The sequence below is a fragment of the Neorhizobium galegae bv. orientalis str. HAMBI 540 genome, assembly GCF_000731315.1.
In the GTDB taxonomy this organism is placed as follows: Bacteria; Pseudomonadota; Alphaproteobacteria; order Rhizobiales; family Rhizobiaceae; genus Neorhizobium; species Neorhizobium galegae.
The window spans coordinates 1,341,507-1,354,744 of sequence record NZ_HG938354.1 but is presented as its reverse complement, the minus strand read 5'-3'; the positions used below and the strand labels follow the sequence as shown (position 1 = coordinate 1,354,744).

Below are 13,238 nucleotides of genomic sequence, written 5' to 3'. Positions count from 1 at the left end.
TCCTATTCCCGTATTTGCAATCTTGCGGTCGCAACGTAGAGCGGTAAGGTGTCGTCGGCAACCCAGCGGCCCGGAAGTCAGCTTATAAACCGCAACCCCAGCAAGCCGAGACAAAACCGAGCTTCCCTGAATGTCTTTTCGTGGAGGGTAGGGCCTAGCGCAGCTTCCGTTGACGTGGATAGAGATCGCCCTACCGCCGATAAGGCGAACGACGACCTCTTCTCCCTAGTAGTCGCAGTAGTGCATGTCTGCGCTGACCAAGCCACATCAAACCAATCACGCACGGCTCGCTCACGACTGCGTAGGCGTACGTCGAGATCAGATGTCATCGCCGACGAAGTCCATCTCATCCGCCGGAGCTTCGGCCTCCGGTGCGGCAGCCTCGGGTGTTTCCTGATGAGGCGGCGAGTTTATCGATCAATGGATTTTGAAGGCGCCCCACCAGTACCTCAACGTGCGGCAGCGCCAGATCACGGCGGTGGTGGAAGTTCACTATTGATCTCGGCCGCCCGAACCTGCATGAGGATGTGAGCACCGTTGAGCGTCCAGCGCATCTGTTGCTTCTTGAGCATCCGCTTGCCGACCAACGAGTTCACCGCTGACTCAGCGAGGGTTGTGGCGACACGAAGCCCGGCTCGGTAGCATTGTCCATAGTTGACGATCGCACCGCGGTTCGATCTGAATATAGGTCAGGAGCTGCGAACAACAAGCTCGAAGCTTCGCGCTGAATTGGGTTCGGCGCTACGAACATGGCGGTGTCGATGCTGATGACGAACTCTTTGCGTTGATCACCAGGAAGCGGCATTTCGAGTTGATGCCGCTCCTCCATCTTCCTTGTCGCGAGCCACTCTTCATTTGCAACCTGGTTGTCGATCCGCTCGCCTGAACCTGGTTGTCGATCCGCTCGCCTGATGGTACGCTTGCGCGCGGTCGCGCGCGTCTCGGTTGGCTCAACAGGAAGAAACTTGGCGAGTACATTCGCTGCCTGCCTGTGGGATATAACGCTCGCCAGCTGTGCCGTCAGTTCCATCAGCTCAGACGTCGCCCGATCGGGGCAGATTTCCTTCAGCGGCGCGAACGCACCCACCATGCCTGGATAGCAATCGCTGCACATCATCCAGCGGGGATTGCGAGGAGAAGCGACATCCTGTGGAGCATTGTCAAGCCAGCCTTAGCGGCCGAGCGTTCGCGTGCCTGGTTTCATGTTGCCGGGGCATTGACCCTGAAACACTGCCTCGACTGTCGAAATGAGCTGGTCAGCTTTTCCGTCAGCCCCCTCAAACGAACTGACCGAAACAAAGTGGTAGCTGGATTCGAAATCTCCGTCATAGGTGACGGAAAGCTTTACCTTTCCGGTCATTGAGGAATGGCAGTGTGCTTTGATTTCCCGGGGTCTGAGATTGCCGACGCTATTGAATGTCACACACTCCTGCGCGAAATTCGACCAGATATCTGTCTCGATGAAGTTCGTATGGGTGTCATCGACGCACAAATTCCCCTTTACCAAGCGATTATCCGGAGAGTTGAACACCCACAAACCTGACCGGCGCTTTGGAAAATCGTCAGCGGCGACCGCTGCGTGGGGCCAGGATGCTAGCAGTGCAACAAGCGGAAGAAATTTAAGAGACATGTCGTTCTAATCCGTCATTTATATAAAAGAACAGCGACGCCGACAGGGCGCTTTGCCGTCAACGCATCTCGCCCACGCCGATATTTTCCAGCCGCACGTTGTTCACAACCTCGAGGACGGCGGCAATCACCACGCCGGGCCGAGTGAACTGGATATAGTGTCCGGAATCCGGCAGAAGCTGGTGCCGGCTGCGCGTCGACCAGGAGGCCTCGTCTTCATGCAGCTTTGTCCAGACTTCACGGCGACGCATGTCCTTCTCGCGGGACATGTTCTCCGTTTTTAACGAAGCTTCGATCAGCGGTGCCATTGCCGTGAGCACGACCAGGGGACGGTCACCCAGCGTGCGGAGGCTGCCCGCCTCCGCCAGTGTCCGGTCGACATTCCTGTTTTCGGACATCACGGCCGCCAGGGATGTACCGGCAAAGGCCCTGGACTGTTCGGTAACGTGTGCCGGAACATCGGGCTCTCCGTCAGCCGCCGCCATGACGCGGATAATCCCGGTCCACGTAAGGCTCGACGCGACCTTCAAGGCGTCGCTGGTGAAATCCTTTGGCGGGTTCACCGCTTCGGCAAATCGAGCGACCTGCTCCGGATGCGAGGCATCGACGAACACCAGGCCCGCAACTTGATCGCCAAATTTTCGCGTGTAGGCCATGCTGTAAGGGCCACCGATCGAATGGCCGACCAGAATGAAAGGCCCCTTTTCTCCGGCTGCAGCCAGGGCCGCATGGAGATCGTCTGCCACAGCATCGGCATGCTGCGGCGTGGACTTTGGCTCGCTCCACATAATCCCGGCGCGATCATAGGCACAAGCGCGGGTGACGCCCGCAACGGTGTCGTGCACCCTTGCCCACGACAGCGTCCCATAGCTGTCCAGGCCCGCCTCAAAAATGACTGTCGGCTCTCCCTGTCCACGGCAATCGAGATGAAGCTTGCGTCCTCCGATGTCCACCAGTCTGCCTGGCGGCGGGTATTTTTCCTTAACCCAATACCGCGACAGCGCCTCGTAGGTACTGCCCGCCGCGATCGGCAGACCTGCCAGCGCAACCAAGCCCAAGGAAAGGCGCTTGAACGAGAGCCTCAAAATGAACCAGCGGAATGGTCGAGAGAGTTTAGGTGCATGGTGCGGCTCCGTGAAAGAGGACATAACGTTGCGAGGAAGTTCAGGGGCTCAGGTCTCGGTCACCCTTCGCGGTCATTTTGGTGTTCTTCGCGACTGTTGTAAGGGGATGTTCGGGCTCGACTGCGGGCGGCATGAAGGCATGCCGATTCGTCCTCATATTTAGAACGATAAGGCCGACACTTCAAAACTTGTTTATCCGAGCAGTATTCAAGTCGTGAGATATACGGGCGTCGCGGTCGATGCGGACGTGCGCGGTGTTAATCTTCTTCATTAGTTACTTGACCCTATGGGTGGCCGGGAGCGCGGCGCTGGCTGGGATGGGCTGCGATGTTCTAACTTCAACCTCCGCCGTCGTCACCGCGCTCTCAAATGTCGGCCCCGGCATCGGCCCGATCATCGAGCCGGCCGGCAATTTTGCCACTCTATCAGCTGGCTTTGTCCTGAACCCTCGCGTTTCCTCAACAATCTTAGGCTTTGCTCGGAGCGAAGGAAATCGCCTAGGAAGCGGCGAAGAATCGCAGGCAGGTCTTCGGCTCCGATGACTAGACGGCTGGGGTGCGCCACCACCACCTGCGACCACACGGGGAGGGCCCGTCTAATACATAGTCACCGCTCGATCTAGAGGTTGTGCGCCTCCACAGGGGGGCGCGCAAGGGTAGGTGGATTGGAACATGCGCCGCATCCCTGCGCTACATTGGCAGTACCGGCGCGGAGAATGAAATGACTGATCGTGGACCTACAGTGATCAACACTGGCAGGAGCAGCAGCGCCGCATGGGCTGTGGCTGTTATTATTGCTGTGCTGGCTGTCGGAGCGCTGCTGATGTTTTCCGGCGTTATCGACATCAATGGTGGCGGCACCGACGTAAACATCAATGTACCGGCGGCAACATCAGCGCCGGCCACCGGGGCAGCGCCGGCCGCCGCTGCGCCTGCGACAGCAACCCCGGCACCAAGCACGGGCGCTCCGAGTAAATAAGCTCCGTCCCTTTAAGCAAGTTGTCAGGCCGTCGGCTCACCGCCGGTGGCCATTTTACTGTCAGGCCGACAGCGACCCGAGCTTTGGAAGCATGATCGTCAAGAATGCTGAAATCACTAATGTCCAGTTCCAGTGACAAGTCGGTCTCGAAGGGGGAAAGCCCGAGCAGGTCGAGGAACTGGCTATCCCCCTCTACCTTCCAATTTCCTACCGACTTCAGTGCAGAGTGCCGTGGATTATCATCTTCGACACAAAGGCAGACAGCAAGTCTGTGTCAAAATGTCCCGGTGAATTCAACATCATGTTGATAGCCTTGCCTTGAGACCATGCCCGCTTATAGAGCCTGAGCGTCGTTAACTGCGACCGACGACGAACGTTCCGAATGAGGGATGCCGGAGTTTCCCATCAGACGCTGCGGGAGGTGAAAAGCCCGCGTCAATACCCCGGAAGCGCGGGCTTTCGCAGTCGGGCTCTTCTATGCCCGACCTATTCCCGAAATTTAAGCCAATGGCGCCGCAGTGATCAATTCGATCAAAGGGAGTATTGAGGCGAGAAAGTTAAAGTCGCCACATCGATGCGCTCCGCGTCGGTTCACCGAACAGAACAGAACTCGAAACCTTCCACCCACGCGAGGAAAGGCTCTGGGTCAGAAACTGCGCTGTAGGGACAGGAGCTCGCATCTCCTCAGCGACCGTCACGCGACAGGTGAGATGGTCGATCTTTCGGCCAACGTCATTCCCGCGGACCTCCTCGGCGCGAAGGCGCTCGTTGAAGCTGGCTTCAAGTGCTCTCGTCTCGGCAAACCTCTCCTTGCGACAATCCTCGATACCCGCCATTTCTTCAAGTCTTCGATATCACGGTCGTGTTTGTCCAGATATAGATTCCGCCCGTCAGAATGCCGATCAACGTCATCAGGTTGATGGTCGTGTTCAAGTTCCATTCGAGCTTGGCTGCTTTTCTCGGAAGCTGCATGTCATCAATCCCTGTAATTATTCCCGCTGCCCTTTTCACTGCGTCAGTCTGATTTTTGGCCGTTTGTTCTGGTTTCGATCCCGTTGACCATGAGGCAGGCGACTCCATGTTCCCGGTGCGAACGGAGGCGCGTGAATGCGACAATGCAAATCATGTCAGGATACCGGCTGGGTATGTGAAGCTCATCCAACAAGGGCTTGGAGTGGGAAGCGCTGCTGCGGCTGTGGCGCCGCCGGCATGCCGTGCCCCAGATGTTCACCCGATGCAGAGTGGCATGCTGACCCGGATCATCCCCCGGGCGTATTCCGGGTTCCAACCTCACCGCTACACATTTCCGGGAAGAAACTGAATTAGCTCCGGCTGAACTTTGATCTGTCGCAATGCGCTCAAACGGGCGCCAGGCTATATTTCCCGTCTTGTACAGATTGGCTGCAGCATTGGACCTCATTCAAGAACAGATTCTGATCTACAGACTGTTGATCGCCTATATCGAGCGTCGCCATCCAGAGATGGTGAACATGAATAATATTACTGAAGGCCCCAATTCCGACGAGCTGCAACGTCTCCTCACTTATCGATCATCGTTGAAGACTCTGGAACGCTTCACCGAGGAAGACAAACCGGCGAGCAACCAATGACCCTGACCAACGAACAGCGGAAGAAAATATTCGAGGAGGGCAAGACCGCAGCCATCCTCAAACAAGACAGGCGTGCCTGCCCGTATCTGCGAGACGAGACACCGGAGCGCATCTACATCTGGATGGCCGGTTCGAAGCCTCCAGGCCTTAACAAATTCGACCACGGCTAAACTTTTTCACCGCCCATGAGTTGTACTCTCTTGGGAGTATCAATTATGGGTTCATATGCATTGCTTTTCATCATTTGTGTCGTGATTGTCTCAGCTGCGGTGCTCTGGGCGCATCGATGACGACCTTCGTTCCCAGATGATCCAGGCTGACGAACAGGTGGCGCGGGCCGAGCCGGTCGTCGCCGACAGCCGCGTCGCGCCGATCTTCCTGCACATCCGCGCCGTCAAGCCATAGACGTGAAAAAGAGCGGCCAAGCTCTCGCATGGCCGCTCCATCATGATCGCGGTGGTCAGTAACGTGTCGCAACCAGCAGGTCTTCTTCCTCATCCCGCTGACGGCCGCCGAGTGCGGCTGCCGCCGACGAAATGAAGGCGCCGACAAGCAGCGACAGCGAGCCGACCAGGGCCGTCGTGGCTGCCGCCTTGCGGGCCTCGTCCGTGGCCTTCTGGGCCGCGACCTTGGCATCCTCGATCCGCTTCAGGACCGCATCGACGCGAGCGCGGGCATCCTGCGGCGAAAGACCGGTGCGGGCCGCGACGATCGTTGCCAGATAGGCCTTGTCGTCTTCCGGCACGCCGCCCTGGACAGCACCGTTGAGAAGAATGCGCGACACTTCCGTGGTTGCCGCCGCATTGTCGTTCTGGGCGCGGGCCTGGGCCTGCTGCGGACGCAGCAGCGCATCGGTGAAGTAGGACGTCGCCATGTCTGTGCCGCCGGATGAGCCGCCCGACGACGCGGCCGCTGTTGTGCCGGCGACGCCTGCGGTCGCTGCCGCCGATCCGACGGCCTGCGCTCCGGTGCTTGCCAGCGAGCCGAGCGACGAAGCCAGGAAGCCCGCCACGAAGACGGTCGCGACGGCCCAGGAGACGAAGCCGTGGGCTGTATCGCGGAAGAACACCTCGTCGGTGTGCACGGCGGCCCATTTGGTGCGCAGCCGGCCGGTCAGATATCCGCCGAGCGCTGCCGACAGCCATTGCACCACCACCAGCCAGATCGCCGCGCTGATGCCGACGGTGGCGGCCGAACTGCTTTCACCCGACCAGGGAGAGATCATGGTGAGGCCAAGGCCGGAACCGAAAAGGATGAGGATGAGGCTGATGCCGATGGCGGCGACCGCACCGCCGATGATCGGTCCCCATGCGATCGCGGATTTTGACGACTCCACCGGAGTTGCGATGGCGGAGCCTGTGGATGAAATTGGCATGCTCGCCTCCTCAACGCATGAAGAGAACGAGAAGGATGACGATCGGCAGCGGAATGCCGAGAAGCCAGAGCAGAATGCCGCGTCCCATGGTGAACCTCCTGAAAGATAACGGTTTGTTGATCTTGATTGCGCCTCTTCAACACGCTTGCTGACCATTGGTTCCTGTAGTTCGGATATTTGCCGGTTTTCACGTCCAGGGGTTGGTTGGGTCGTCATCTGCGCTCGGTCGGGTAGGGAGAGAGGTTTTGAAAAGGCAAGCCTCGTCGTTCACGCGCGATCTCTCGCCGTGGTCGGGATCATGTTCGGACGGGCGCTGAAAGCTGCCTCGTAAAGTAAGTAATAAGTGACACCTCTCAGCGCCCCGTTCGGCGGTTTATGCCCGAGACTTCGGTCCCTCTGCCGTGGCCTTTCCGGACGGTGTTCGTATGGCCCGGGGCGCCCATCCGATTCGATCGGCAAGGCTTCCACGGATCTCCGCCGGTTTCTCCGAGGGTATCGGTCGGACTTTGAAAAATCCGGCGACACCATCCGGTCAGCCACCATGTGTGCCGCATAGGCACGTCCGGCGCGCGCTTTCGGGCTCCAAGAGACGAAGGCTCGGTCCGTTACCTTCACCTCTCCCCGTTGATCTGGGGAATAACGTCATAAGCAATTCCATTCTCGCTCCTGAACGGAACACTTCGCTCGCCAGCGGCGGCGTTGTTCCGAGAACTGATACATCGGGCCGGACGATGCCTTTGAACAGGCACTCGGCCTGCGGTCACAAGCGCTTGCTGGCTATGCAGAGGCAATCGCAGTCGCTCCGCCGATTTTGCAGCGAGCGGACGAAGGGCAGCCTGAACCGGTCTTTAGTTTCATCCTTGGACGCGAACTTGCAGGCCATGAACATTATGGCGCAGGTCGAGCTTTAGGTATCTAACCAGCAACTAGCCGGGCGGTTTCGGACGTGTAGCCGCCTTCTCTTTCTTCGGCGCTCTTATCCCAAGCTCCCGGTGATGCTTCTGCCTTTTCGCGGGCGCGTTTCTCGGAACGTTTCTCGTGATTACCTCTGATGCCGTTTAACCGAGAATGACGATCAGGGAGCCGAGACGTGTCGCTTTCACGCCGAGCGCCTTTGTCACAAAGGCAAGCGCGTCATCGATGTCGCAACCTTGGTCGTGCCGCTGACACGGCGGTCGGCCAGGGCCGAATTCGCAAGGACGATCCGGCCGTAGATGCCGGTTCATCTCCTCGACGACGTAGGAAAGTGGCGCATTGTCGGGAGTCTGAACCTAGACTACACGAGCGGCTATACCGGGACTTTGCGATGACATTTCATCCGATACCTTCAAATCCCCTGGCTCTGACCCGCGTAAAGATGGCAGGCCACTCGATGGCCGTCCCGGTGCTCAATGCAAACCGGATCGACCTGCGCACAAATTTCCATGGCCACTGGGCAACGGGTGCGGAAGCGACATCCAGAAGGTGGGTTTACGGGGCTTGGAATATCACCCGATAGGATAATACGCTTTCTTTGCTTCTCGATCACCGGGTCAGGTATTGGGATGGCTGAGAGCAGCGCGCGTGTGTATGGGTGCAAAGGCTCCTCGTAGAGTTTGTCACTTTCGGCAATCTCGACGATACGACCAAGATACATGACCGCCACGCGATTTGAGATGTGCCGCACGACCGAAAGATCATGGGCGATGAAAAGATAAGCTACTCCCAGTCGTTTCTGCAGATCCTCCAGAAGGTTGACGATCTGAGCCTGGATGGAGACGTCGAGCGCCGAAACCGGCTCGTCACAGACGATCAGATCTGGATCGGCTGCAAGAGCCCGGGCTATCCCGATGCGCTGGCGCTGCCCGCCTGAAAACTCATGCGCATAACGGTTGACCGCATCCGCCTTCAACCCGACGAGTTCAAGCAGTTCGACGACGCGGGCCTGCCGCTGCTTCTGCGGCAGAAGGTTATGGATGACCAGCGGCTCGCCGACGATGCGAGCGACGGTCATCTTGGGGTTCAGGGATGCATAGGGATCCTGGAAGATCATCTGCATCCTGCGGCGCATGTGTCGCATCTCGCGTTCGCTGAGCCTGGTGAGGTCGCGGCCCTCGAACAACACCGCGCCGGATGTCGGTCTATGCAATTGAAGGATGGCGCGCCCCGCGGTGGACTTGCCGCAACCGGACTCGCCGACAAGGCCCACCGTCTCGCCGCGTGCGATGGTCAGAGAGATACCATCGACGGCCTTCACCGTTCCCACATCGCGCCCGTCCACTTTCCGGATTGCGCCGAAGTGCTTCACGAGGTCGCGGACCTCCAGAAGGGGACCGGTGTGCGTCATGCGATTGCTCCGGCAAGGCTGGCGGATCGCTCACGCGAGACCTCGTCCCAGAACCAGCAGGCGCTCGAATGCCCGGCCGTGACTTCCTGCAGCGGCGGCCGGACCTCGCGACAGGCAGCGCGCGCATAGGAACAGCGCGGCGCGAAGGGACAGGCATCGGGCGGATCGATGAGGCCCGGAGGCAGGCCATTGATCGGTCGCAGCGGCGTCTTGTCGCGCGCGTTCAGGTGCGGGATCGATTGCATCAGACCGACGGTATAGGGATGGCGGGGATTGGCGAACAGTTCTTCGGCGGTTGCGGTTTCGACGATCGTGCCGGCGTACATCACCTGTATCCGATCGGCGATCCCGGCGACCACGCCCATGGAATGGGTGATCATGATCAATCCGCTGCGGTGCTGCGATTGCAGGTCCTTCATCAGTTCCAGGATCTGTGCCTGAATAGTCACGTCCAAAGCGGTCGTGGGTTCGTCCGCGATGACCAGACGCGGGTCGCAGGATAGCGCAATGGCGATCATCACGCGCTGGCGCATGCCACCGGAGAACTGATGGGGATATTCGTCGGCACGCTGCACGGCATTCGGAATTCCCACCCTGCGCAGGAGGTCGATGGCATGCGCGCGGGCTTGGCTGCGGGTAAGGCCGTGATGTCGGCGCACCGTTTCGCCGATCTGGTGCTCTATCGTAAGTACGGGGTTGAGCGACGTCATCGGGTCCTGGAAGATCATCGACATGCTGCTGCCGCGAACATCCCGCATGTCGTTGGCGGAAAGCTTCAGCAGATCGCGTCCGTCGAACAGAACCTCGCCGCCATCTATCCTGCCAGGGGGAGTTGGAACCAACCTCATGATCGAGAGGCCGGTGATGCTCTTGCCGCACCCCGATTCTCCGACCACCCCCAGCGTCTCTCCAGGCATGACATGGAACGATACGTCGCGCACGGCGCGCACGATCCCGTCCTCCGTGTAGAAATTCGTGGTCAGCCCGCGCACATCGAGAAGTGGTTGCGCCGTCTGCGTCTGCGTCTGCGTCTGCGTCAGCGTCATGACGGGATTCCGCGCAACAGATGGTCCGTCGACAGCTTCGACTGCTGGATCGCCTTGATCACCACTGCCCAGTCCTCCTCCGGAACCGGGATTCCCTCTTGCGTTCTCCGGTCGAGTTCGGCCCATCCCCGTTCACCGGGATATATCGGATTTTTGCCCCCCGGAAGGGGGGCCGCGTCATGAATGAAGCCGATCTGCTTTTCGACCAGATCCGCAAAGACGCCGCCGGACGCAAACCAATCCGGATCGATTGCCATGAACAGCGCCCCCTGGCCGCGCCTTGCGAGGTCGGGATGATTGTGGGTGTCCTCGCCGCCGACGGTGGTGCCGGACAGCGCGCCCGTGAGCAGGTGGATCAGGATGGCAAGGCCCGACCCCTTGTGGCCGCCGCAGGGAAGCATCACGCCTTCGTCGGCCTTTGCCGGATCGTTCACCGGATTGCCCTGCCTGTCGATCAGCCAGCCGTCCGGCAGCCGATCCCCGCGCCGCTTTGCGCGCTGCAGCTTGCCGTAGGACGCGACTGTGGTGGCGATGTCGAAGAGGATCGGCCGGCTCGACGAGGAGGGGGCGGCATAGGCGAAGGGATTGGTGCCGAGCACCAGACTGGTGCCGCCATAGGGTGCCGCCGACGGCGAGGTGTTGGCCATGACAATGCCGACCATGCCTTTTTGGGCGGCGAGATTGGCATAATAGCCAAGCAGGCCGATGGGGTTGCCGTTGAAGGTGTTGACGATCCCGGTACCGCTGGTTTCGGCCTTGTCGATCGCGATTTCCATCGCCTGCCTGCCCATGACCGGTCCGACGACACCGGCGGTCTTGAGAAGCGCCGTCGCACTGCTTTCCTTGACGGTCTCGATCACCGACCCGGAGACGGTCTTGCCGTCGCGAATGCTCTCCAGCGTGCGGCGAACGATATAGACGATACCGTGGGTGGAGGCCCCGCGCAGGTCCGCGAAGACCGATGCATCGGCGCAAATCGTCGCCTCTTCGTCGGTCAGTCCGGCGGCGACAAGGGTTTCCTGCACCAGCTGGTGCATGCGGGATGCGGAAATCATGGGCATGTCGGTCTCCTCGGGTGTCGGTCAGTGCCAGCGCGATGCTGTTGTATGGCGGATCGGCAGGGGTTGGCTCGCACGATCTGCAATTGCGGTGAAATCCAGGTCGGTGCCAAGTCCCGGCTTGGTGGGCAGCAGATAATATCCGTCCTCGATGATCAGGGGATCGGTACAGATCGAATCGCGCATCTCGCGTTCGCCCTCCATCTGCTCGAGAATATAGAAGTTGGGAATGGATGCCGCGAGATGAAGCGAGGCCGCGGTTCCGATCGGCCCTGCCGAATTATGTGGCGCCATCGTCAGGAAATGGCTTTCCGCGAATGTCGCGATGCGCTTGACCTCGGTGATGCCGCCGCCGTGACAAAGATCGGGCTGCAGGATATCGGCGCCCATTCCCTCCACCAGTTCGCGGAATTCCCAGCGGTTCATCAGATGTTCGCCGGTGGCGATGGGGACGGGCATCTGCTGCTTGAGCGCAATCATCGCCTTGGCGTTTTCGTAAGGCAGGGGTTCCTCGAAGAAACCCGGACGGAAGGGGGCGAAGGAGCGGGCGGCGGCCAGCGCGGTGCGAGCGGAAAGACGTTCGCCGAGATCGCAGAAGATATCAACACCGGGTCCCGCGCCATCGCGCGCCGCCTCCATGAGCGCGGTGTCGTGCATGATGGTTTCCGCCTCGTGCGTGCGGAAACGCGGTGACTTGAACGGGTTCCATTTGAACGCCGTGAACCCGAGCCGTACAGCCTCCCTGGCGCCGGCATGAGCCTCCTCCGCAGTCTTCACGTCGCCTAGCCAATGGCTCGCATAGGCCCGTATCCGGGTATGGAATGGCCCGCCGAGCAACCGGTAGACGGGGACGCCGAGACGCTTTCCTTCGAGGTCCCACAGGGCAATGTCGAGCGCCGACTGGGCGGTGGACTGAATGGCGCCGCCGCGCCACCGCCAGGTATGGAACATGGCCTGCCAATGTCGCTCGACGCCGCCCGCATCCTGCCCGATCAGCACCTGGCCCAGCTCATGGATGGAACGTTCCACCGCATCGACTGCACCGGCGAGCGATGCTTCGCCCCAGCCATGCAGGCCGTCATCGGTCTCCACTCTCACGAAGATCCAGTTTTTCCATTTGGCCCAGTAACGAAACGTCTCAATCCGAGCGATCTTCAAGCCCGTGTCTCCTTGAATATTCACTAGTACAGACGCCGGTGGCGTATGCCGGGCGTTTGTGATCAGCTTGACGATCTTCGGCCCAGGTCGATAATAGGCAATGTCGCCGTATCTGTTCCGTCGTCTGGGCGACAACTGGAGGGACCGACGTTGAAAAGCTTGTCACCATGACCGCCCCTCTCATTGCCCAGTTCAGAAAAAAGTCCGTCGCCGACTGGCGTGCCGACATAACCGATGCGATAGCGGAGCGCGGAATTCTGCGCTCGTTTGCCCGCAAGGACGTCATTTTTCATCAGGGAATGCCGGCCAAGGCGGTCTACGCGGTCAAAAGCGGAGTGATCGAAACGTCCGGGCTCAACGCATCCGGCCGGGAGGTGACCCTGTCGATCCGAGGGCCGCGCGAGCCTTTCGGCTATTCGGAAGCGGTGATCGGTGAACAGCGGACCCGCCAGGCGGGGGTGCTTCACGATGCCGAAATCTGGGAACTTGGCACCGACGCCTTCCTCGACATGCTGGCCAGCCGCCCGGATATCATGCTTGCAATGCTGGGCAGCATGATGTTCCGTTTCACCCGATCGAGCGAGATGCGCGCTGAATTGCGCGGGACGACCGCCTATAGCAAGGTGGGCTATGTGCTTCTGCAATTGGCACGGAGCACGCCGGAACTGGTCAGTTCGCCACAGCCACAGCTGCGAATTACCCACGAGGAGATCAGCCGCGTCTGCGACCTCAGCCGCCAGACTGTCACGACCATCCTGGGAGAAATGCGGGATGCGGGCCTCGTGGAGCTGGGCCTTCGCTCCATCAAGCTTCAGAACCCCTCCCGGCTGGATGAACTGCTCGAACGCACACGTGGCGACTAGCCACGTCGTTCGCCCGGTTCTTGTCGGCCATGTGACAGAACCCGCCCGCTTGCGGTGTATGATCGCCGCAA

The 13,238-nt window shown here is 59.9% G+C and carries 12 protein-coding genes and 2 pseudogenes; 5 read left to right on the top strand and 9 right to left on the bottom strand.

All coding sequences use genetic code 11. The features are described 5' to 3' along the window. Positions 1–470: 470 nt before the first annotated feature. The 3 genes and pseudogenes from RG540_RS33700 to RG540_RS28975 form a co-directional block, all read right to left on the bottom strand. Positions 471–696 (bottom strand): annotated as a pseudogene (locus RG540_RS33700) (ISKra4-like element ISMet1 family transposase); the annotation flags it as partial. A gap of 475 nt (positions 697–1,171) precedes the next feature. Further along, a complete protein-coding gene (locus RG540_RS28980) occupies positions 1,172–1,630 on the bottom strand; it encodes a hypothetical protein (protein WP_155414747.1) in 459 nt (152 codons plus the stop codon). A 58-nt stretch (positions 1,631–1,688) separates the two neighbouring features. Beyond that, complete coding sequence (locus RG540_RS28975; protein WP_080725129.1) at positions 1,689–2,777, bottom strand: alpha/beta hydrolase; 1,089 nt, start codon at positions 2,775–2,777, stop codon at positions 1,689–1,691. Positions 2,778–3,473: 696 nt separating this feature from the next. Between RG540_RS28975 and RG540_RS32135 the strand changes: the two genes are divergently transcribed. Next, positions 3,474–3,731, top strand: coding sequence for a hypothetical protein (locus RG540_RS32135; RefSeq protein ID WP_046601106.1), 258 nt, complete (start codon positions 3,474–3,476; stop codon positions 3,729–3,731). An 840-nt stretch (positions 3,732–4,571) separates the two neighbouring features. Here RG540_RS32135 and RG540_RS33510 read toward each other — a convergent pair. Continuing rightward, positions 4,572–4,703 carry a hypothetical protein gene (locus RG540_RS33510; protein ID WP_255761374.1) on the bottom strand — a complete coding sequence of 44 codons (132 nt, stop codon included), beginning with the start codon at positions 4,701–4,703 and terminating at the stop codon, positions 4,572–4,574. A gap of 437 nt (positions 4,704–5,140) precedes the next feature. Between RG540_RS33510 and RG540_RS28965 the strand changes: the two genes are divergently transcribed. The 3 genes and pseudogenes from RG540_RS28965 to RG540_RS33695 all read left to right on the top strand — a co-directional run. Then, on the top strand, positions 5,141–5,341 hold the full coding sequence (locus RG540_RS28965) for a hypothetical protein (RefSeq protein WP_155414748.1): 201 nt from the start codon (positions 5,141–5,143) through the stop codon (positions 5,339–5,341). Continuing rightward, a complete protein-coding gene (locus RG540_RS32675) occupies positions 5,338–5,511 on the top strand; it encodes a hypothetical protein (RefSeq protein ID WP_155414749.1) in 174 nt (57 codons plus the stop codon). Before RG540_RS28965 ends, RG540_RS32675 begins: the two co-directional genes overlap by 4 nt. Positions 5,512–5,656: 145 nt before the next feature. Further along, positions 5,657–5,746: pseudogene (locus tag RG540_RS33695) on the top strand (SAM-dependent methyltransferase); the annotation flags it as partial. 55 nt (positions 5,747–5,801) lie between these two features. Here RG540_RS33695 and RG540_RS28960 read toward each other — a convergent pair. The 5 genes from RG540_RS28960 to RG540_RS28935 form a co-directional block, all read right to left on the bottom strand. Then, entirely contained in the window at positions 5,802–6,716 is a 915-nt protein-coding gene (locus RG540_RS28960; RefSeq protein ID WP_041365670.1) for a membrane protein, read from the bottom strand. Between the two features lie 1,327 nt (positions 6,717–8,043). Further along, positions 8,044–9,042, bottom strand: a complete 999-nt coding sequence (locus tag RG540_RS28950; RefSeq protein WP_041365666.1) for an ABC transporter ATP-binding protein — start codon at positions 9,040–9,042, stop codon at positions 8,044–8,046. After that, on the bottom strand, positions 9,039–10,088 hold the full coding sequence (locus tag RG540_RS28945) for an ABC transporter ATP-binding protein (protein WP_046601107.1): 1,050 nt from the start codon (positions 10,086–10,088) through the stop codon (positions 9,039–9,041). Before RG540_RS28945 ends, RG540_RS28950 begins: the two co-directional genes overlap by 4 nt. Further along, on the bottom strand, positions 10,085–11,149 hold the full coding sequence (locus tag RG540_RS28940) for an Ldh family oxidoreductase (RefSeq protein ID WP_041365664.1): 1,065 nt from the start codon (positions 11,147–11,149) through the stop codon (positions 10,085–10,087). Before RG540_RS28940 ends, RG540_RS28945 begins: the two co-directional genes overlap by 4 nt. A 21-nt stretch (positions 11,150–11,170) precedes the next feature. Then, positions 11,171–12,304 carry a mandelate racemase/muconate lactonizing enzyme family protein gene (locus RG540_RS28935; RefSeq protein WP_046601108.1) on the bottom strand — a complete coding sequence of 378 codons (1,134 nt, stop codon included), beginning with the start codon at positions 12,302–12,304 and terminating at the stop codon, positions 11,171–11,173. A gap of 167 nt (positions 12,305–12,471) precedes the next feature. On the opposite strand from RG540_RS28935, the gene RG540_RS28930 reads away from it, so the two are divergent. Further along, the gene (locus tag RG540_RS28930; protein ID WP_041365663.1) at positions 12,472–13,167 is read left to right on the top strand and encodes a Crp/Fnr family transcriptional regulator; all 696 of its coding nucleotides are present in this window, start codon (positions 12,472–12,474) and stop codon (positions 13,165–13,167) included. Positions 13,168–13,238: the final 71 nt, after the last annotated feature.

Bases quoted from the DNA above. Each gene is read 5' to 3' on its own strand.
- RG540_RS28980 (WP_155414747.1), bottom strand. From the start codon at position 1,630: ATGTCTCTTAAATTTCTTCCGCTTGTTGCACTGCTAGCATCCTGGCCC.
- RG540_RS28945 (WP_046601107.1), bottom strand. From the start codon at position 10,088: ATGACGCTGACGCAGACGCAGACGCAGACGCAGACGGCGCAACCACTT.
- RG540_RS28950 (WP_041365666.1), bottom strand. From the start codon at position 9,042: ATGACGCACACCGGTCCCCTTCTGGAGGTCCGCGACCTCGTGAAGCAC.
- RG540_RS32135 (WP_046601106.1), top strand. From the start codon at position 3,474: ATGACTGATCGTGGACCTACAGTGATCAACACTGGCAGGAGCAGCAGC.
- RG540_RS28940 (WP_041365664.1), bottom strand. From the start codon at position 11,149: ATGCCCATGATTTCCGCATCCCGCATGCACCAGCTGGTGCAGGAAACC.
- RG540_RS28975 (WP_080725129.1), bottom strand. From the start codon at position 2,777: ATGTCCTCTTTCACGGAGCCGCACCATGCACCTAAACTCTCTCGACCA.
- RG540_RS32675 (WP_155414749.1), top strand. From the start codon at position 5,338: ATGACCCTGACCAACGAACAGCGGAAGAAAATATTCGAGGAGGGCAAG.
- RG540_RS28930 (WP_041365663.1), top strand. From the start codon at position 12,472: ATGACCGCCCCTCTCATTGCCCAGTTCAGAAAAAAGTCCGTCGCCGAC.
- RG540_RS28960 (WP_041365670.1), bottom strand. From the start codon at position 6,716: ATGCCAATTTCATCCACAGGCTCCGCCATCGCAACTCCGGTGGAGTCG.
- RG540_RS33510 (WP_255761374.1), bottom strand. From the start codon at position 4,703: ATGCAGCTTCCGAGAAAAGCAGCCAAGCTCGAATGGAACTTGAACACG.